19 protein-coding genes are annotated in these 19,376 nt (G+C 35.3%); 7 read left to right on the plus strand and 12 right to left on the minus strand.

Features of this window, described 5'->3' with window-relative positions:
- Positions 1-80: 80 nt before the first annotated feature.
- Genes DM800_RS23085 through DM800_RS23105 form a run of 5 tightly spaced genes read right to left on the minus strand, consistent with a single transcriptional unit; the run spans position 81 to position 5,645 of the window.
- Entirely contained in the window at positions 81-1,565 is a 1,485-nt protein-coding gene (locus DM800_RS23085; protein ID WP_147787670.1) for an aldehyde dehydrogenase family protein, read from the minus strand.
- A gap of 18 nt (positions 1,566-1,583) precedes the next feature.
- A complete protein-coding gene (dapA, locus tag DM800_RS23090; RefSeq protein WP_075307423.1) occupies positions 1,584-2,480 on the minus strand; it encodes a 4-hydroxy-tetrahydrodipicolinate synthase in 897 nt (298 codons plus the stop codon).
- A 17-nt stretch (positions 2,481-2,497) separates the two neighbouring features.
- Positions 2,498-3,439: a proline racemase family protein gene (locus tag DM800_RS23095; RefSeq protein ID WP_147787671.1), complete on the minus strand. Its 942-nt coding sequence runs from the start codon at positions 3,437-3,439 to the stop codon at positions 2,498-2,500.
- Entirely contained in the window at positions 3,436-4,473 is a 1,038-nt protein-coding gene (locus DM800_RS23100) for a proline racemase family protein (RefSeq protein ID WP_060487075.1), read from the minus strand. Before DM800_RS23100 ends, DM800_RS23095 begins: the two co-directional genes overlap by 4 nt.
- The gene (locus tag DM800_RS23105) at positions 4,470-5,645 is read right to left on the minus strand and encodes an NAD(P)/FAD-dependent oxidoreductase (RefSeq protein ID WP_088063712.1); all 1,176 of its coding nucleotides are present in this window, start codon (positions 5,643-5,645) and stop codon (positions 4,470-4,472) included. Before DM800_RS23105 ends, DM800_RS23100 begins: the two co-directional genes overlap by 4 nt.
- A gap of 181 nt (positions 5,646-5,826) precedes the next feature.
- Between DM800_RS23105 and DM800_RS23110 the strand changes: the two genes are divergently transcribed.
- The 4 genes from DM800_RS23110 to DM800_RS23125 all read left to right on the plus strand — a co-directional run bounded on the left by DM800_RS23110 (position 5,827) and on the right by DM800_RS23125 (position 9,397).
- Complete coding sequence (locus tag DM800_RS23110; RefSeq protein ID WP_147787672.1) at positions 5,827-7,488, plus strand: sigma-54 interaction domain-containing protein; 1,662 nt, start codon at positions 5,827-5,829, stop codon at positions 7,486-7,488.
- Positions 7,489-7,563: 75 nt separating this feature from the next.
- Positions 7,564-7,836, plus strand: a complete 273-nt coding sequence (locus DM800_RS23115; protein ID WP_088063714.1) for a (2Fe-2S)-binding protein — start codon at positions 7,564-7,566, stop codon at positions 7,834-7,836.
- Positions 7,833-8,165 carry a (2Fe-2S)-binding protein gene (locus DM800_RS23120; protein ID WP_088063715.1) on the plus strand — a complete coding sequence of 111 codons (333 nt, stop codon included), beginning with the start codon at positions 7,833-7,835 and terminating at the stop codon, positions 8,163-8,165. Before DM800_RS23115 ends, DM800_RS23120 begins: the two co-directional genes overlap by 4 nt.
- The gene (locus tag DM800_RS23125) at positions 8,162-9,397 is read left to right on the plus strand and encodes an NAD(P)/FAD-dependent oxidoreductase (RefSeq protein ID WP_147787673.1); all 1,236 of its coding nucleotides are present in this window, start codon (positions 8,162-8,164) and stop codon (positions 9,395-9,397) included. Before DM800_RS23120 ends, DM800_RS23125 begins: the two co-directional genes overlap by 4 nt.
- 24 nt (positions 9,398-9,421) lie before the next feature.
- Here the strand turns inward: DM800_RS23125 and DM800_RS23130 are convergent, their stop codons facing one another.
- Together DM800_RS23130 and DM800_RS23135 are read right to left on the minus strand one after the other, a co-directional pair.
- A complete protein-coding gene (locus DM800_RS23130) occupies positions 9,422-9,730 on the minus strand; it encodes a YxcD family protein (RefSeq protein WP_000447759.1) in 309 nt (102 codons plus the stop codon).
- A complete protein-coding gene (locus DM800_RS23135; protein ID WP_000914471.1) occupies positions 9,718-10,167 on the minus strand; it encodes a hypothetical protein in 450 nt (149 codons plus the stop codon). Before DM800_RS23135 ends, DM800_RS23130 begins: the two co-directional genes overlap by 13 nt.
- Before the next feature lie 259 nt (positions 10,168-10,426).
- On the opposite strand from DM800_RS23135, the gene DM800_RS23140 reads away from it, so the two are divergent.
- Positions 10,427-11,191: a DUF1836 domain-containing protein gene (locus tag DM800_RS23140; protein ID WP_000447225.1), complete on the plus strand. Its 765-nt coding sequence runs from the start codon at positions 10,427-10,429 to the stop codon at positions 11,189-11,191.
- A gap of 194 nt (positions 11,192-11,385) precedes the next feature.
- Here DM800_RS23140 and DM800_RS23145 read toward each other — a convergent pair whose 3' ends face one another.
- The gene (locus DM800_RS23145; protein ID WP_147787674.1) at positions 11,386-12,786 is read right to left on the minus strand and encodes an HD domain-containing protein; all 1,401 of its coding nucleotides are present in this window, start codon (positions 12,784-12,786) and stop codon (positions 11,386-11,388) included.
- A gap of 277 nt (positions 12,787-13,063) precedes the next feature.
- Between DM800_RS23145 and uptA the strand changes: the two genes are divergently transcribed.
- Both uptA and DM800_RS23155 read left to right on the plus strand, forming a co-directional pair.
- On the plus strand, positions 13,064-13,669 hold the full coding sequence (uptA, locus tag DM800_RS23150) for an undecaprenyl phosphate transporter UptA (RefSeq protein ID WP_064475528.1): 606 nt from the start codon (positions 13,064-13,066) through the stop codon (positions 13,667-13,669).
- 171 nt (positions 13,670-13,840) lie between these two features.
- The gene (locus DM800_RS23155) at positions 13,841-14,065 is read left to right on the plus strand and encodes a hypothetical protein (RefSeq protein ID WP_000558704.1); all 225 of its coding nucleotides are present in this window, start codon (positions 13,841-13,843) and stop codon (positions 14,063-14,065) included.
- A 38-nt stretch (positions 14,066-14,103) separates the two neighbouring features.
- On the opposite strand, the gene dltD is transcribed toward DM800_RS23155, so the two are convergent.
- The 4 genes from dltD to DM800_RS23175 form a co-directional block, all read right to left on the minus strand.
- Positions 14,104-15,285, minus strand: coding sequence for a D-alanyl-lipoteichoic acid biosynthesis protein DltD (gene dltD, locus DM800_RS23160; RefSeq protein ID WP_147787675.1), 1,182 nt, complete (start codon positions 15,283-15,285; stop codon positions 14,104-14,106).
- A 333-nt stretch (positions 15,286-15,618) separates the two neighbouring features.
- The gene (locus DM800_RS23165; RefSeq protein WP_147787676.1) at positions 15,619-17,241 is read right to left on the minus strand and encodes a peptide ABC transporter substrate-binding protein; all 1,623 of its coding nucleotides are present in this window, start codon (positions 17,239-17,241) and stop codon (positions 15,619-15,621) included.
- Positions 17,242-17,261: 20 nt separating this feature from the next.
- Positions 17,262-18,263, minus strand: a complete 1,002-nt coding sequence (locus tag DM800_RS23170; RefSeq protein WP_088122360.1) for a C40 family peptidase — start codon at positions 18,261-18,263, stop codon at positions 17,262-17,264.
- A gap of 39 nt (positions 18,264-18,302) precedes the next feature.
- Entirely contained in the window at positions 18,303-19,364 is a 1,062-nt protein-coding gene (locus DM800_RS23175; protein ID WP_141555007.1) for a dipeptide epimerase, read from the minus strand.
- Between the last annotated feature and the right edge of the window lie 12 nt (positions 19,365-19,376).

Here is a 19,376-nt window from a genome sequence, read left to right on the forward strand (position 1 = left end):
GGACAACTATTATTAAACCTTCCAGTTGTCCGCATCTCTTATTATTCCATCCCTCTATTTATTAACAGTTAGATTCTCTATTACTTTATATTTACCCAAACACTTTTCACTTCTGTGTAATTATCAAGCGCGTATGAACCTAACTCACGACCGATACCAGATTGTTTAAACCCACCAAATGGTGCAGCTGCATTTTCTAAGTTATAATCATTAATCCATACTGTTCCTGCCTTTAATTTATTGGCAACTTGATGTCCTGTTTTAATATTTTGTGTCCATACGCCCGCAGCGAGTCCGTATGAAGAGCGATTTGCTCTTTCGATAACCTCTTCTGTTGAATCAAATGGAAGTACAACGACAACTGGTCCAAAAATTTCTTCTTTCACAATTGTCATATCATCAGTAACATTTGTGAATACTGTTGGCTGTACAAAATACCCTTTTTCAAATGCCCGTTCACCACCAGCAGCAACAGTAGCTCCTTCTGCTTTTCCTTGTTCAATGTAATGTAGCACACGTTCTTGTTGCTTTTTAGATACGAGTGGCCCCATTTCCGTTTCCTTCTCCATACCTGCTCCAAGTTTTACGTTGTTCGCCATTTTTACTAATTCAGCTACGACTGTTTCGTAATGTTTTCGGTGAACGAATACGCGAGATCCAGCACTACAATTTTGGCCGTGATTATACATAATACCTTGGAATGCGCCGTTAATCGCTTCTTCTAAATCAGCGTCTTCTAAAATGATATTTGGTGATTTACCACCAAGTTCTAACGTTACATGTTTAATTGTTTCTGCAGATTGACGCATAATATATTTCCCTGTAACTGTTGAACCTGTGAAGGCTACTTTATCAATATCATGATGGTTTACGATTGCAGCTCCTGCTTCAGGGCCAAAACCTGGAACAAAGTTTACAACACCGTTTGGAAAACCTGCTTCTTTAAAGAGCTTCGCTGTATATAATAACGATAAAGGCGTTTGCTCTGCTGGTTTTAATACGATTGTACAACCTGTTGCTAGTGCAGCTCCCATTTTCCAAGAAGACATAACGAGTGGAAAATTCCAAGGAATAATTTGACCTACAACGCCAACAGGTTCATGGCGTGTGTAATTTAAGTAATCTTTTGAAATCGGAATTGTTTGCCCGATAATTTTCGTAGCCCATCCCGCATAATAACGATAATTTTCTACAGTCGCTGCAATATCATCATCCAGTGCTACTTGATATGGTTTTCCATTATCTAAAGCTTCTAACTGCGCTAATTCTTCTCCATGCTCTTCAATTAAGTCTGCTAATTTATAAATTAGGTGCGCTCTTTCAGCGGTAGTCATTTCTGCCCAAGGTCCTGATTCAAATGCAGATCTTGCAGCTTTTACCGCTACATCAATATCCTCTTCTCGCGCTTCGCATACGACAGCTAAAACATCTTCTGTTGCTGGATTGTATGTCTCAAATGTCTTCCCGCTAATGGAAGGTACAAATTCACCATTAATAAACATTTTAATTTCTTCATTTAAAAACGCTTTCACTTTTGGTCTCAGCTCAATGTTTGTCGTTAACATATATGCTCTCCTCCTTATTTAAACAGCTGCATGAGCTGCAATTTTTGAAATAATCGTTTGAAGTTTTTGATCTTCTTCTTCAGTTAATCCGAGTCTCGGATAACGAGAAGGTCCCCCTGCTTGCCCGTGTAATTCCATTGAGCGTTTAACAATTTGTACATATTTTCCTGATCCTTCAAGAAACTCGCAAAGAGGTAAAATAGCATCGTTTATTTCCCAAGCTTTTTCTAATTCACCATTTTGGAAATGCTCATACATTTTCGTAACAAGTCCCGGCACGATATTTCCTGCTACTGAAACCCATCCCGTTGCACCTACTAAATAAGATTCCATAACTAAATCTTCAGATCCACAGAAGACTTGAAAAGCACCTTCGCCTTGTCGTACTAAATCTCTTGCTTTACGAATATCTCCGCTAGATTCTTTAATATGTGTAACATTTTCACATTCTTTTCCAATACGTAGCATGAGCTCTGTACTCATATCAACACCAGATGTAAACGGATTATTGTATAACATAATTGGTATATTTACAGCGTTTGAGATTTCTTTAAAATGAAAATAAATTTCCTCTTCTTTCGGCTTACAATAGTACGAGTTAATAATTAATGCGCAATCCGCTCCGTGTGCTTCTGCATGTTTCGTATATTCAATCGTTTCTTTCGTCGTTTCTGCTGCAGTTCCTACAATAACTGGAATACGGCCATCAACTTCTTTTAATACTGTTTCTACCATTTTAAATCGTTCTTCTTTTGATAAACTAACAAACTCACCTGTACTTCCATTAATAATAATGCCAGCTACCTTTTGATCGATAAAATAGTTTACGTTTTGTTTTACACCGTTCCAATTAATTTCTTGAAACTCATCCATCGGTGTGATCAATACTGGAAATGCCCCTTTAATTTTTTTCATATTTCTCTCTCCCTTTACTATTTTAATAAAAATCCTGTCGGAAACGGATCTGTAGAGTCTAATAGAAACGTCTGCATTCCTGTAATAAATGCTCTACTTTCAAAGCGAAAAATGTATCCTTGTTCTTCTTTCTTCACTTGTTCCACTGTTATAAAGCTATTAAATATACTTTCATTTTTAAAAGGTTTATCCGCTATATAATCATTTTTAAATAATGTATGAACATAAGATACAATAGTAGAAACAAAACCAGGCGAACGTACGATAAAGTTATCTTCATGAAATGTAATCGACTTTATATGGTTCTTTTCTGTTTGCATAGATTCTACTAAAATAAGTCTTTTTATTAATGACTGTTTTTGTATAGCTTGAAGTGTAACTTCACTCCATTTTTTTAATTTAGAGATATTTTCAATACTGATTTCTGGTGAATATGCATCCTTTTCTACAACTGCATATACTTTATCTGCCTGAATGAGAGAGTAACTTATATTACCAACTTGTAAATTTTTCTCAATCATATAACATAGTTTACTTTCAAACGAAACAGATACAACTTCATCATTCTCTACATACGCATGGATTGAAAATATACCAGATAGCGTTTCAATTTTGTATTGGTTCGTCTCTCTCTTTTTTAAATACCCGCTTTCTAGTAACATCGTTATGACTGCGACAATCCCCCCATAATGAAGCGGAATGGATCCTTCATGATTAAAAAATAATACAGCTGCATCGACTTCCATATGAATAGAAGGAACGACAATACATCCATTTAATCCGATAAAACCACGTGGTTCATTTAATAAAAGCTTCATTTCTTCTGCTAATTCACCTGAAAATTGTTCGTTTAATTGCTCTAAACTGTAGTAGTATTTGCATGGTACATCTTTCATTACACGAAATGCTTCACCATTTACATGTACGTCTACTGCTGTATACATTTTTTGAATGTTCATTTTACATCCTCCGTTTCATGTTCCATCGGCGGAATTAGCAAAAAGCCTTCTTTAAGTGGGTCCTTTTCATTATAAAAAAATCTATGCATCCCCATAAGCCAAGCTGAACCTGTAATTTTCGTTACGACAGCTTCAATATTTTCTACAGATGTTGTATTTATGACGCACCCTTTAAATAAAGAGCCAACGATACTCTCATGAATAAACTCTTCATCCACTTCAATTTTTTGATTTGCGTATAATACAGCTAACTTCGCTGATGTTCCTGTACCACATGGAGAACGATCAATTCCTCCTGGCGGAACGACAACTGTATTTTTCACATGAGCACTTTCATGAGTAGGATCTGTATAAAATTCAATATGGGTTAACCCTCTAATAAATGAATACTGCGGATGAATGATTTCAAATTCCTCATTAATGATATTTCTAATATGAATTGCCTTATCGATGATTGTAGATGCATGTTCCGGTACTAACTCTAAACCTACTGACTTTGCATCAATAATGGCATAGAAATTTCCTCCATACGCAATATCTGCTTCTACAGTTCCAATCCCCTCGACTTGTACAGTAATATGCTTCAGTAAAAAAGCTGGTATGTTACAGAAAGAGACTTCTTTCGCTTTTCCATCTTGAACAAAGATATCCACTTCAACTAAGCCGGCTGGCGTGTCTAACTTTAACGAAGTAATCGGTTCAACTACAGGAATTAAACCTGATTCAATTAAAGCTGTACATACACCAATTGTATCGTGACCACACATCGGTAAATATCCACCTGTCTCTATGTATATAACACCAATATCTGCTTCAGGATGACACGGATCTGTTAATAGTGCTCCTGACATTACATCATGACCACGCGGTTCATTCATTAACAATTTGCGAATCCAGTCATACTCCTTTTTCATATGTAACATCTTCTCTGCCATCGTCTCTCCAATTAACTTTGGAAGTCCGCTTATCAATGTCCTCGTCGGATTCCCGCCCGTATGTGTATCAATCGTCGTAAAGACTCTTTGTGACCTCATCCATTTAACACCCTTTCTGTAAAACGACTCAAACGAAGTGGTTCAATAGGAATGATTGTTTCTTTTTCATTTAATAACTCTTCAATTACTTTTCCAGTAACCGCTGCAAGGCTAATGCCATCCCCTTCATGCCCCGCTGCGATAAAGTAGTTCGGGATATGTTGCACGCGTGAAATGATTGGCAAATGATCTTCTGTCCACGGGCGTAATCCAGCATATGAACGAATCACCATCATATCCGCCATTTTCGGATAAAAACGAATTGCTCTGTTTGCAATACATTTAATAACCTCGTTGTTTATCTTCGTATGAAAACCTACAAACTCTCTACTACTACCAATTAAAAAATTTTGGCTTTCTGTCGGCTCAAACACAAGAGCTACCCCATATTTCTCAGTTAAAGCATCCACTTTTCGTTTTCCGCCAAATTTAGAAATTAAATAGCCAAATTCCATTACTTTACGGCAACCAACGTGTTGTTGCCTTGAAGCTACAATAATATGCCCTTTTCTCGGTTCAATTGGGATATTTACATCCAACATTTCTCCGATTTTCGGAGCCCACACACCGGCTGCGTTTACCACTTGTTTCGCAGTAAACGTCCCGTTAGTCGTTTCTACAATAAAGGAACCGTCTATATCTCTTTTCATTTCTTTTACTTCCGTATGATTAAAAGCTTTCGTACCAAATTTCTTCGATTCTGTAAGAAGTGAAAAAGCAAGGAGATATGGATTTACAGTCGAATCCGTTGCGCATTCTAACCCGCCTAATAACTCTTCTGCAAAAAATGGCGATTCTTCTCTTATATCTTGTCTATCAAGCATTCGAAACGGTAAACCAGCTTCCTTTTGACGATTCACCCATTGCTGGGCTGCTTCCATTTCTTCGTCCGACTCACATACGAGAATACTTCCTGGTGCTCTATATTCAAATGAGTGCTCTAACTCTTCACTTAAATCAGTTACTAACTTTTGACTTACTAACGACATTTGACTATCAAACCCTGGGTCTTTATCAATAGCCAAAATATTCCCGTCACACCGTGAAGACGTCCCACTGACAAATTCTCCTTTTTCAATGATTGTTACGTCTCTTCCGTATTTTGAAGTGTAATAAGCGATTGAACATCCTATAATTCCACCACCTATTATTAAAACGTCACAGTGCCTCACGTAGCACCCCTCCCTTCTTTTTAATCCCTCACTTTCTTTTATGCAATTGACGTGCCAACTCTACATATATACACTTTTTACAAATAATATTTTTATTTGTAAAAATATTTTGAAATTATCATAAATAGGTGTATTATTTTTTTATCACTGTCAAAATTTTTATACATAATAGGAGGACAATATGGCATTCTCATTTCCCACAATACAAGAATTTCTAAAAACTTTATTAATTGATCACACAAACAATTTGCAACATATTGAGCAAGTTAACGAAAAGTTTTATTACAGCCCTTCTACTACAGAAAAATACAACTGTGCAGTTATAGATGAAGATGATTCATTCAACACTTTAATTGACGCGTTTTCTCATGAAATGACCGTTATCGTAATAAACGAAAATAAAGAGCCTATATGCTGTATAACGGCTCAGCAAATCATTCCGTTTCTTGTTAAGTCTTACAATGAACTACAATCTTTCTATAACACCGTAATACAAACAACTGATTCTTCTGTTACAGTTATCGATGATAAAGAATGTGTTCGTACTTGGACAGATGGCGCCGAAAAGATTTTTTCAGTCAACCATACTGAAATTATTGGACAACCTATCACTCACTTTTTTGACTATAAAGATTTGGAAATTTTACAATCATTACATGACGGAAAAAGCATAATTGCTCAGTTCCATCAGCCTCGTCCAGATTTATTTGTATTAATTAACTCAAACCCAGTGTATTGTAACGATGAAATTATTGGAGCAGTCGTTTCAGAAACTGATGTTACGAATCAAGTTGCTTTAAATGAAAAACTATTTAATATGTCACATGAAATGCACCGATTAGAACAAGAGGTCGCAAAATATAAAGATGAATTAGACCCTTTCCTTGCGATGAATGGAAAGAGCCCTGTTATACAAAGAACGATACAATTAGCTAGAAAGGTGTGTTCGGTGAAATCAACAGTTTTAATACTCGGAGAAAGTGGTGTTGGAAAAGAAGTATTTGCGAAAGCAATCCATGAAGCAAGTGAAGCAACTAAAGCACCTTTCATTTCAATTAACTGCGGCGCCATTCCAGAAGCGTTATTTGAAAGTGAATTATTCGGGTATGAGCGCGGGGCGTTTTCTGGTGCAAATAGTAAAGGGAAAAAGGGTAAAATAGAGCTCGCGCAAGGCGGTACATTATTCCTAGATGAAATAGGAGAAATGCCGCTCGATATGCAAGTAAAGCTTTTACGTGTACTACAAGAACGAAAATATTACCGAGTTGGTGGAGAAAAAGAGATTCATATTAATTTCCGCATTATCGCTGCTACAAATCGTGATTTACAAGAGGAAATGAGAAAAGGCACGTTCCGAGAAGATTTATACTATCGCCTAAATGTAGTTAGCTTGCATATTCCACCGCTGCGCGAAAGACGCGAGGATATTATTGAATTAACCTATTCTTTTTTAAACGATTTTTCAATCAACTATAACAGACCAATTCGTGACTTACCTTCCAGCATTATGCATGAGTTACTTCATTACAATTGGCCAGGTAATATTCGCGAACTTCGTAACGTTGTTGAAAGACTTGTCGTATTTGCGACTGACGGTATTATAAAACAAGAATATTTACCATTTCATACAACTGAAACGTTAGAGAATCATACGGCTCATTCCCTATTACTCAGCAACAATCATACAATCCTTTCTTTACAAGAAGAAATGGATGAACATGAGAAGAAAGTTATTGAGAGGGCTTTACGCATTTTAAATGGGAATAAATTAGAGTGCGCGAAACAACTCGGTGTTACGAGAGCCACTTTATATAACCGTTTAAAAAAACTTGGTTTACAATAACCGTTTCCCTCCTCTATATTGGCATAGTTTTTGCATTATATAATTTGTGCAAACCGAACTAGAGGAGGAATACATATGACGAATAAAGATCATGTAATTGTTTGTCGATGTGAAGAAGTTACATACGGTCAACTTCAATCGACAATTGCTGAATATAATTGCTCGGCGAGAGAATTAAAACTAAGAACACGTGCTGGCATGGGATTTTGCGGTGGCCGCACATGTAGAATGATGATAGATCGAATGATTGAAAGTGCAAATCCTGAAGTAACTACTAATGAAATCCCATTAAAATATCAACCACCAGTGCGCGCAGTTACCTTTGGAGCGGTAGGTGAAAATAAATGAATAGAATTACCCATCATCCTGTTTTAGGGAGTTTAAATAGTAGTAATCGCATCACTTTCCAATTTAACGGGCAACAATATGAAGCATATGAACATGAAACGATTGCGGCCGCTTTACTTGCAAACGGAATAAGAACTTTAAGAGTGCATGAAGATAGCGGGACGCCGCGAGGTATTTACTGTAATATCGGGCATTGTTCTGAATGCCGCGTGACAGTAAACAATCAAACGAACGTACGAGCATGCTTAACTGTTGTTGAAAAGGATATGGTAGTTAATAGCGGCAAACAGCATCCAAATATCGTGAGAGAGATGGTGAAAAAGCGATGAATGATGTCATTATTATCGGAGCTGGACCAGCAGGTTTGTCAGCCTCCATCTCTTGTGCTCGTTTTGGACTAAATGTACTTGTTATTGATGAATTTATGAAGCCTGGCGGAAGGTTGCTCGGACAATTACATCAAGAACCTACTGGAGAATGGTGGAACGGAATAGAAGAATCAAAACGCCTTCACGAAGAAGCAAAATCACTTTCAGTTGATATTCGATGCGGCATTTCCGTCTATAATTTAGATAAAGATGAAAGTTCTTGGTTCGTACATACGAATATCGGTACGCTAGAAGCGCCGTTCGTTTTACTTGCTACTGGCGCTGCTGAGTACTCCATCCCCCTTCCTGGTTGGACACTTCCAGGAGTCATGTCGATTGGTGCAGCCCAAGTAATGACAAATGTACATCGCGTTCAAGTTGGGCGAAAAGGAGTAATTATTGGCGCTAACATTTTGTCATTCGCTATTTTGAATGAATTACAACTAGCGGGAATTAAAGTGGAACATATTGTACTTCCTGAAAAAAATGAATTAAGTCAAAAGGCTGGTGAACCAGAAGAAGTATTAAACTCTCTCTTACATGCTGCCCACCTTGCCCCATCATCTTTATTACGTATAGGTAGTCGATTGATGAAATATAATTGGGCGAAACAAGTTGGATTAAACTTCTATCCTAATAAAGGTATGAAAATAAACGGAACACCACTTCACCTTCGAAAAGCAGCTCTTGAAATTATCGGTACAGATCAAGTTGAAGGTGTACGCGTTGCTAATATTGATACGAAAGGAAACATCATAACTGGATCGGAACAAATATATGAGGCAGACTTCGTTTGTATTGCCGGTGGCTTATACCCTCTTGCTGAGCTTGCTGCTGTAGCTGGCTGTCCTTTCCGTTACATTCCGGAATTAGGCGGCCATGTTCCACTGCATTCCGAAACGTTGGAAACCCCTCTTCCCGGTTTATTTGTAGCTGGTAATATAACAGGTATTGAAAGCGGGAAAATTGCAATGGCACAAGGAACTGTTGCTGGATATTCAATCGTAAAACAGGCAAATAATAAATCCCATTCGGTTGAACAACACTTGCAACAGGCGATCCAACATGTACATACCGTACGACAACAAGCTGCCATTCAATTTAATCCGATGATTGATCTCGGTAGACGGAAAATGAATGAAATTTGGCGTGATTATTCCCTGGCATATACACATACTAAAAAGAGCTGCTGAGATTACTCTCAACAGCTCTTTTTTCTACTCATCTGAGTTATTAAACTTTGCTAATGCGTAAATGCCTTCTTCATCATCTAATTCAAGTTGTAATCTTGCTGCAAATGAATTGACATTATATTCTCTGTCAAGTAATAAGCGTAATGCTTCAATTAAGTTCGCTTGAATTAAAATTTGCTGGCGACCATTTACCTCTACTTCAGCAGAGAAACCGTAGTCATCATCATACATTAGTTCAACTAAAACTTCTTCTGGACCAACTTGTCTTTTTTCAGCGATATACACACAAAGCGCATTGATAAGTTCTTGTTCAGAAATTTTTATTGTTTCCATGCTACTTCATCTTCCTTTTTCTTACGTTGATCTTTGAAGTATTTAAATGCACGAACTGCTAACATTACGATACCAGCCATTACTAACATATTTACCATAAACGCTAATACAGAACCAAGAGCTCCCATATTTGCAAATAGGCTACCCATTAGTAAACCACCAAGACCACCTAGTAATAAACCTTTCATAAAGCTTCCTTTATTACTCTTTGGTGCTGTGTTTGTTGCCTTTGTTTTTGAATCTGTTGTTGTTTTTTGTGAATTCACGTTATTATCTTTTTTGTTCAAATCAACTTTTGACTTTTGACCAGAACTTGGTGTGTATGATTTTTTACCAGATTTGTAACCCTTCGCTGCTGCGTGATCTACAAACATGAAGCTACTAGCTCCAAAGATAACCATGAATGCTGTCATGACTGCTACAAGTTTTTTCAACATATTATATCCATTCTCCTTTTATATAGATATATGTGAAATCTACCTTTCTAGTAAATTCAGAATGATAGATTTATTTTTAAAAACATTTTAAAGGTTCTTATGAACTTATTGTATGAACTTTTGTCGGAATATGCAAGTATTATTTACTTCCGACAGTTTGGTGACAAAGGAAAAATTAAGCAAAACAGAATTGACTTTAAATGAAACAAAACATATTATAGGTTCATAAGAACTTTTTATTATTTTTGGAGGTGAAAAGATGGAAACATTTCATCTCACACGAAACGAAATGGCTACCCTTCTTCTATCATTAAGAGGATGGAATACGAAAAAGCCTCTCGGTATTTTACAAGAAGCTTGGGCGAAGTCACATAAAAAAGATATTGAAAGCGGACAAAGCGTAACTGCTTTTATTACTACCGCACTTTCACCTATTTTTGAAAAACTGATTAAAATTGATGATACAGACGTCGGTTTTTCATTAAATGAAATAGTTGCGCTTGGAAATCAGATTGAAAATACAAGTTTCTCAGTAACAGCCATGCAAAACTGGGTGAAACGAGATATAAAAGAAATGATTGGCTCTCCTCAAAAAGGAAAAAAATATTCAATTGAACAAGCAGCCTTACTATTCATTGTTGAAGATTTAAAAACAGCACTTGATTTTGAATCCATTCGTAAGCTATTACGCCTTATTGTAAATGACCCAGCCGATCGAAGTGATGACTTAATCAATCCTGTTCATTTATATGGGGCATACTCTTCTCTATTTGAAGAACTCAATCAAGGGAACTGCTTACAACTAAATGCAACAGATACAATCCATACAATTGAAAATATCGTGAAAGAAAGAGCTGATAAAATTGCAAGCAAGTTCGATCAGGTTAACAACGAACAACGTGAAGCAATTCGTAATGCGATTATTATTGCCACATTATCTGTGCATACCGCTTATGTACAAATGTTAGCAAAACGCTACGTAACAGCAACTTTATTTTTACAAAATTTAGAAGTGAAACCTTAAAAAAATAGGAGCAGAAATGCTTCTATTTTTTTATAACGAAAACAAGCATCAATCTGTTACATACTTAGAACAGGTTGATGCTTGTTTCTCTAGGTATTAATTATAAAAAAACCATATTCGCCTATTATTAATTCAAAAATGATCATTTCATTCTATTATATTTCGAACAAGTTTTCTCGATAAATTTAATTCCCTCATCTTTGTAACTCTTTATAAATTTCGATTTGAGCTTTTGAGCTATTAGCAAAACTTAACCAACCCTGTCTCACATTACTAATGTTTTCAGTTACCGAAAGTTCAACTATATCTAGATGTGAAACATTCGTTATTATCGATTTATTTATACCATTAACTTTAGCACCTGACATATACTTAGCGATCTCAGGGTTTAATGCAAAAGCAAAATCAATTACAGTAGCACCTTGTGGTAAGTTCACGGAATCTAACTTAGGAGTAAATGCAACAATGTTATCTTGGAATAGTTCATATGATACTAAATCATAAAATTCAATCGCATCTTGAGTTACTAAATCATTTGTCTTAATAAAATGATTCATCAATTTATGAATTATATTTTGCATCTCCTTATCAGTTATACTTTTTGTAAGAATATGAAATACCCCTTTATCTCGTATCTCCTGATTTATTTTTGTTTCAATACATATCACTATTTCATGGTTATTGATCACCACTTTGGTCTTTAAGTATCTGTTTAATACATCACTTTCAATTGCTATATTATCTTCAAATTGATATGGAATTGGTTGGTATAGTTGATGTATAACTCCTAATATTTTATAACAGTCTAAATTATTTGAGGTCGTGATAATTATTTTTGACACTGCTGTAATGTCTTGAATATCTTGGAGACGAGCATAAGCTGTATAAATAGGGCTTACTTCATAGTTAACTTCAAATATTAGATATGGATTTAGAAAATTCTTTATATCTTGCATGATATTTTGAGACAAACCCTCTAATAACTTAACATAATTTTGTAAAAGAATTCTCATTCCCTTATATTTAGAATGGTTAAGATAATAAAAACCTAAATCTTCTAACTCGTGTTGAATATGTAATAGCCCTAGTCTTTTACAAATCGGAGCAAAAATTTTGAGTGTTTCATTTGCATAAGGAACTTGTTTCTTTACAGCTTTCACCTGTAAAGTTCTCATATTATGTAGACGATCTATCACTTTTATAATAGCTACTCTTATATCTCCTTGCGTAGCTAACAATAATTTCTTTAAATTTATTGCTTCATACTCTTCTTTATTAGAGATTTGTTTTTTATCAATTTTAGTTAACCCTTCTACAATATCAGCCACTTTTTTACCGAATATATCACGTATATACTCAATTGTATAATCTGTATCCTCCACCACATCATGTAGTAATGCTGCAACTAAAGTTATTATATCTGCCTTACAATCTAACAAAATTTCTGTAACTGCAAATGGATGAGTAATATACGGCTCACCTGAAACGCGAAATTGTCCTTCATGAGCTTTCTCGGAAACTAATATAGCTTTATGTAGTTGTTCTAATTCTGCTTTATGTAGATATGAGGCCTTTTCTAATAATTCCTTTTTCATATTTTCAACTTCATCATGTTAATTTTCTATAAAAATTTTATTAACATTATAATTCGTTATTTGAAAGTGAAGTACCTGTCTAAGTGATAAGAGAATATTTATTATCTCTTCATGAAAACTGGGCTTATATCCTTTACTAAACTACTAATGCAAGACATAAAAGAATTGAAATAGCAATCCCCTATATAAATAAGGTATAATATACATATAGTGAACCTTTTACATTGTTAAATAAAGGGACATTTATTCAAAAATACATAAACTAGAAGGTGCAACAATGGTAAGTAGTTTTATTCATTCAGTATTAACGTTTTTTGAAGGATTAGGTTATTGGGGCATTATGCTTGGTCTAATGATTGAGATTATTCCAAGTGAAATCGTCCTTGCTTATGCGGGATTCTTAGTATTCAATGGGAGTATCTCATTTGTAGGCGCCGTTGTATTCGGTACAATTGGCGGCGTTATTGCTCAAATCTTTATTTATTGGCTTGGACGATACGGTGGACGACCTATATTAGAACGATACGGAAAATATATTTTCATTCATAAAAAACATATAGATGCAGCTGAAGATTGGTTTAACCGTTACGGGACTGGTGTAATTTTCACTGCACGCTTTATTCCAGTAGTACGTCATGCGATTTCAATTCCTGCTGGTATTACAAAAATGCCATTATTACGTTTCACTACATTAACAGCACTTGCAATCATCCCTTGGTCTATCATTTTCATTTATTTAGGTGAAAAACTAGGTCAAAATTGGGAGAATATTAATGATATTGCTGGGCCATATGTGAAATCATTCGCAATTGGCGGTGTCATACTCGTTCTTTTATACTTCATCATTAAAAAATGGACAAAAAAACGTAAAAATCTTGCTTAAAATAATAAATAAAAACCGCTATACATTCATTACGAACTATAGCGGTTTTTTATGTTTAAATTGACTAATCTGTAGAAATTACAAGAAAACCCCTCAGTTTAACATTTACATGGATAAGCAACAATTCATTCGTCCATTTCGTATATTATCTCAAAAAGGAGTGATTCCCCTATGCATTGGCAACAAAAAATACAATACTTAATCGGACGCCCTATCGGTATTTCCTTCATAAATGGGCAGGGAACTTCTGGTGTATTATGTTCAGCACATGATGGTCAATTATATGTGTATGAATACCTTTATCAAGCGCAGTTCGCAATGAAGCATTATGATTTTAGACAAATTCAAGATATACATGCCTTTCCGAATTGCCCACATCAAAATACTCTATACTAAAAAAGGAACAGCTTATAGCCGTTCCTTCTTCTCCACACTTATTTTTCAGTATAAAAGTTATGCACTGCTTCATCAAAGTAAATCCAGCCTTTCCAACCTAAATGAATTGTATCTTTTAAGAAATACTTATCATATTCATGGGCAGAAAAATCAACTACTGGGTATCCTGCTTTCTCAACTTGTTCCCGAACTTTTTTATAATACAATTCACGACGTTCTTTAGGGAAACCAGCGTAATCATACCACGGTCCATTTACAGGTACAGAAATAAAGAGTGGCTTAACATTTTTCTCTTTAAATATATTTAAAACAATTTGTAAGTCATCATATTCTGGTGATTCTTCATATGATTCATTTGCTCTAAAGTTTTTTAAACCTTTTAATTTTTTCTTTAAATTATGTTTATAATAATACGGATTTTCAATTCCGAATGTGTTTGTAGTAGATTCCGTTTTTCCTTCTTCCTCCGCATGTTTACGTGCATCTACCCAAGAAATTGAACGTAGTCCCATATTTGTTTTTTCTTTCATCGGTTCAATCTTAAATAAGGAGTTAAATACATCTCTATGATCTAAAATATTTCGATGCATATAAGCAAGTGGTTTAACTAAACCTGCTTTTATGTTATGTTTCGTATCATTATATACAATACCTTCTAATGAATTTTTTAATATATCATCTTTTTGAACGACTTTATAGTCTAATAATCGTTTCGCAATTTGCTTCTTCATTTCAACATTTATTGTATCATTAAAAATAAAATGATATGCTTGTTGTTTGGAGAAATTGTTAGTAAAATCCCCTTGTGATACACCCGTTTTAGTAAACCATTGTGGTGATAGAACAAAGACTACTTTTTTACCTTCTAACTCATCCATTGTAGACGTCATATTTAATATATGAGCTAAACTTTGTGTACCGCCAATCCCCATTAAATATGGTGTAAAACCTGCAGGATTTACTTTAAAGTAATTAGACGGATGATATGCATCCATTCGTAAAAATTCAGATGAACCATACATCGGTAAATACTGCGAATTCTCTAACATTTTTTGCTGTAAGAAAACACTTTGTAGTTTTTCTTTTTGTAAGGAAGTTGCCGCATCTTCTACCTTCTTATCACTAATAAGTGATACTAAACTTTTCGATGGGATTAATATGATAATGAAAAAAAGCACACACGCTAAAATTATAGGACCAAAAGCATGCTTCATTTTCATCGTCTCTTCCTCTTTCTATCGCTATTAAATTGTAACCCTTGTTTTTGACACGCCATCATTTCTCTCCTTTTTCTCTATACATGTTCCATTCTATTTATCTATTATATACATGTATGTATTTCTTTCCTTGTTCTATTAAGTTCTATACAAATAGCGCAAGAAAATGTTTCCATAGAAACACGTTAATTATACAAGATTCTACATAAATTTCACACTGGAATTTTACTAATAATTTTATTTTTAAGACATGAAAAAATATATAAAATGTCTATACATTTGAAACTGTACAAAAAAACAGACTATCACACATGTGAAGTCTGTTTCTCCATACTTTTATTTTTGTACATCTGCCCATTTTAAACTTGTAGCTGGACCGAATTGATGTACATATAAATCTTTCACATGCGGCTTTTGTAAGTATGATAATCCGCGCTGGAATACCGGTGCAATTACTGCATCATCCAGTAACATTTTCTCAGCATCTTGCATTGCTTTCCAACGAGCTTTTTCATCATTACCTAATTCTGTTTTAATCTTCTTAATTAACGCATCATATTCTGGGTTTGCATATTCTGTATTGTTCACACTGCTTCCAGAAAGGAATACTTCTAAGTAAGTCATTGGATCTGGATAATCCGGTAACCAGCGTGATAATGACATTTCATATTCTTTCTTCTTCTCTAACGCTAGTTTTTGCGTGTGTGGTTGTAATTTTACATTTACCTTTAAGCCTGGTAAGTTTTTCTCTAGCTCTTCTTTAATGTATTCTCCTACTTTTTTGAAGTTTTCTAAGTCATAGTTTAATAATTCAAGCGTCACTTCATTTGTACCGGTCTCTTGCTTCGCCTTTTCCCAATATTCTTTCGCCTGTTTTACATCAGTTTTATTAAACTCACCTGCTGTACTTCGAAAATCTTTTTTATCTGGACCTTTTAAAAATCCTCTTGGTACGTAATAGTTAGCAGCAACCGAACCATCATTTAAAAATGAAGTCGCAAGTCCTTTCTTATCAAACACTGTACTTAGCGCAAGCCTTGCGTTTTTATTTTTAAGAATCGGTACATTTTCATTGAATCGGAAGAAGTACATAACCGGATCTGTATATTGTTTTAGCTCTTTATTACTTTTATATTTATCGACGAATTCTGTAGAAATGACAGCTCTATCAACTTTATCTGTTTCATATAAATTTACCGCAGTTGAAATTTCTTTAACAATTTGATAGTTTACTTCATCTAGCTTCACTTCTTTCTTATCCCAATACTTATCGTTTTTTTTCAGTGTAAAACTAGCTTCATGCTTCCACTCTGATAATGTAAATGGCCCGTTATACACCGCTTTATTTGCTTGTAATCCGTACTTATCGCCCTGCTCTTTCGCATATTTTTCGTTAATTGGATAGAAGGACGGTAAAATAAGTAATTTCGTAAAATACGGCACTGGATGTTCTAGTTCTACAACGAATGTTTTATCATCCGTCGCTTTTACTCCTAATTCATCTAAACCTAATTGTTTCTTATTTATTTTCTCCGCATTTTTCACATCGTAAGCAATGTATGCATATTGAGAAGCAGTATCCGGATTAATCAGCTGCTTCCAAGCGTATACGTAATCTTGTGCTGTTACTGGATCTCCGTTAGACCATTTCGCTTCACGCAAGTGGAATGTATATGTTTTTCCATCTTTACTTACTTCATATTTTTGTGCTCCAGCCTCAATCACTTCATCATTTTTCGATAAACGGAATAATCCTTCCATTACGTTATTTAAAACGTTAAACGATACCGCATCTGTTACTTTCCCTGAATTTAATGACGGAATTTCACCCGTTTCTAGTAACTGTAATACTTTCTTCTCATCTTTCGGCTTTGTCGTTGTTTTTTCTTTTGCGCATCCTACTAAAAATGAAGAAACTAATAGTGTACTAACTAATGAGTAACGAACAACTTTTTTCATTTGAAAACCCCCTCTATTTTTCAAGGTAAGTAACGACGAGCACCAGCGTATTCTTCTATATATCCTGGTGTATTTAGCGGTATAATCTCTACTGACCTTTCAGCTCTCGGTGAGTGAATCATATTTCCATCACCAATATACATAGCAACATGATGAACACTACCTTTTCCTTGATCATGTGCAAAGAAGATTAAATCCCCTTTTTGTAAATGTTCTTTATCAACCGCAACTCCATTTCTCGATTGCGGACCAGAATCGCGCGGAATTGTAATACCGTGCGATTTATAAATCGTATGTGTAAATCCAGAGCAATCAAATCCGAAACCACTTGTTCCAGCCCATATATACGGTAATCCTAAAAACATTTTTCCAGTGTTTATTAAATCATCAGCTGTCGGAGTTAGAATATCATTTTGCGAACGGTAAACTGTCCCATCATTTTTTCGTAGCCAAGCTTTCTGTCCGTTTGGTAACAACACGCGGTACGAAATCGTATCTTCACTAAGTAGTGGCAGTCGCGTATTATAGCTCACTTCAAGTGATTTATGTTGTTCAGAAGGATTTATATATAAAATGGCTGTCGGTTTCGTTACTAATACGAAAGGTTCATTTGTTTTATCAGCAAATTCTTGATTATATGTTAACTGTTTTTCGGGCATCCACCCTGGGTAGCCCTCTTCATTTCGAGGTGTTGGCTGACCATGGACTAACACTTTAACCCAGTCCCCTTTTTTATCAACAACCGTTACTTCTTGACCTAATAACGCTTGCGTTTCTAATTTATTTGCATTTGTTAACCAAAGTTTCTCATCAAGCGTCATTGATTTCGTCCACTTCCACAAATCAACTGGGTTTGTAGCGCTCGGTGCATCAATTGGCCGTAATGAATCAGGCGCAGTCCAAAGTGTTGCGGCAGATACATCGATAAACGCTTTACTATCTTTCTTCTCTTCAGCATTTGCTGATGTAAACGATGAAAATATAAATAAAGTTGTTAAAAATGCAGTTCCTACTTTTTTCATAAATATCCCCCTTAAAAGATAGTTTACTAGTCTCTTCTCCTAAGATTTACTATTCACTGTCGTTTGAAGGTTTACCTTTGATCCAGAATAAGTCATTCCTTCCGGTTCTTCCATTAACCAAAGCGGTGCATCCAAATCGAAGTAATGAATATTAGGATGTGCAGCAGCTAAATGGGCTACAGCGCTAACAGAAAGTGAAGATTCCATCATACTTCCGACCATACATTTTACACCAGCTGTTTCGGCAATATCGGCAATACGCCACGCTTCACGTATGCCGCCACATTTCATTAATTTAATATTAATTAAGTCTGCATATCCTCCTTGAACAATTTTCAATGCATCACTCGCTGAAAATATGCTTTCATCTGCCATAATGGGCGTTTGTACATGATCTTTGACATACTTTAACCCATCCCAATCTTTCGCATGAACAGGTTGTTCAATAAATTCAATATTTAAATTACGATTTTCCATCTCTTTAATGATCGTAACCGCTTCTTTTGGATTCCACCCTTGATTTGCATCTAATCGTAACGTCGTATTTTTTGGTACACTATTTCGAATTGCTTCAATACGTTCTAAATCTAAATGAGCAGATTTTCCCACTTTAATTTTTAAAGTTTGAAATCCTTTTTCTACATGTTGCTTTGCCTCTTTCGCCATAATAAAAGGCTCATCTACACTCACCGTAATATCTGTATGAATTTCTTTCTTCCCGCCTAATAATGCGTAAAGTGGAACGTTTTGGTGTTGACAATACACATCATATAAAGCAATATCTACCGCGGCTTTCGCACTTGGGTTTCCAATACAACTCATTTGAATGTGCTGCAGTAACTGCTGAAATTGAATGATATCTTGACCAATTAAACAGGAACGCATCGGTCCTAAAATTGCTTCTTCAATCCCGTTAGCGAAATCACCCGTAATAACTGGTGTTGCGGCTGCAGCCCCCTTGCCAATAACTCCTTCGTCTGTATGAATATATACATCTATACTTTCTATTTCAGTTACGGTACGAAGCGCCGTTTTAAACGGTGTATGAAGATTTACACGTCTACGCTTTACTTTTACATCCGTAATTTTCATATTGTTCATCCTTTCATTGTC

The organism is Bacillus sp. AY18-3, assembly GCF_008042305.1.
GTDB lineage: Bacteria > Bacillota > Bacilli > Bacillales > Bacillaceae_G > Bacillus_A > Bacillus_A wiedmannii.

Excerpts from the sequence above, each read along its gene's own strand:
- DM800_RS23085 (WP_147787670.1), bottom strand. The coding sequence starts at position 1,565 with ATGTTAACGACAAACATTGAGCTGAGACCAAAAGTGAAAGCGTTTTTA.
- dapA (WP_075307423.1), bottom strand. The coding sequence starts at position 2,480 with ATGAAAAAAATTAAAGGGGCATTTCCAGTATTGATCACACCGATGGAT.
- DM800_RS23095 (WP_147787671.1), bottom strand. The coding sequence starts at position 3,439 with ATGAACATTCAAAAAATGTATACAGCAGTAGACGTACATGTAAATGGT.
- DM800_RS23100 (WP_060487075.1), bottom strand. The coding sequence starts at position 4,473 with ATGAGGTCACAAAGAGTCTTTACGACGATTGATACACATACGGGCGGG.
- DM800_RS23110 (WP_147787672.1), top strand. The coding sequence starts at position 5,827 with ATGGCATTCTCATTTCCCACAATACAAGAATTTCTAAAAACTTTATTA.
- DM800_RS23115 (WP_088063714.1), top strand. The coding sequence starts at position 7,564 with ATGACGAATAAAGATCATGTAATTGTTTGTCGATGTGAAGAAGTTACA.
- DM800_RS23120 (WP_088063715.1), top strand. The coding sequence starts at position 7,833 with ATGAATAGAATTACCCATCATCCTGTTTTAGGGAGTTTAAATAGTAGT.
- DM800_RS23125 (WP_147787673.1), top strand. The coding sequence starts at position 8,162 with ATGAATGATGTCATTATTATCGGAGCTGGACCAGCAGGTTTGTCAGCC.
- DM800_RS23130 (WP_000447759.1), bottom strand. The coding sequence starts at position 9,730 with ATGGAAACAATAAAAATTTCTGAACAAGAACTTATCAATGCGCTTTGT.
- DM800_RS23135 (WP_000914471.1), bottom strand. The coding sequence starts at position 10,167 with ATGTTGAAAAAACTTGTAGCAGTCATGACAGCATTCATGGTTATCTTT.
- DM800_RS23140 (WP_000447225.1), top strand. The coding sequence starts at position 10,427 with ATGGAAACATTTCATCTCACACGAAACGAAATGGCTACCCTTCTTCTA.
- DM800_RS23145 (WP_147787674.1), bottom strand. The coding sequence starts at position 12,786 with ATGAAAAAGGAATTATTAGAAAAGGCCTCATATCTACATAAAGCAGAA.
- uptA (WP_064475528.1), top strand. The coding sequence starts at position 13,064 with ATGGTAAGTAGTTTTATTCATTCAGTATTAACGTTTTTTGAAGGATTA.
- DM800_RS23155 (WP_000558704.1), top strand. The coding sequence starts at position 13,841 with ATGCATTGGCAACAAAAAATACAATACTTAATCGGACGCCCTATCGGT.
- dltD (WP_147787675.1), bottom strand. The coding sequence starts at position 15,285 with ATGAAAATGAAGCATGCTTTTGGTCCTATAATTTTAGCGTGTGTGCTT.
- DM800_RS23165 (WP_147787676.1), bottom strand. The coding sequence starts at position 17,241 with ATGAAAAAAGTTGTTCGTTACTCATTAGTTAGTACACTATTAGTTTCT.
- DM800_RS23170 (WP_088122360.1), bottom strand. The coding sequence starts at position 18,263 with ATGAAAAAAGTAGGAACTGCATTTTTAACAACTTTATTTATATTTTCA.
- DM800_RS23175 (WP_141555007.1), bottom strand. The coding sequence starts at position 19,364 with ATGAACAATATGAAAATTACGGATGTAAAAGTAAAGCGTAGACGTGTA.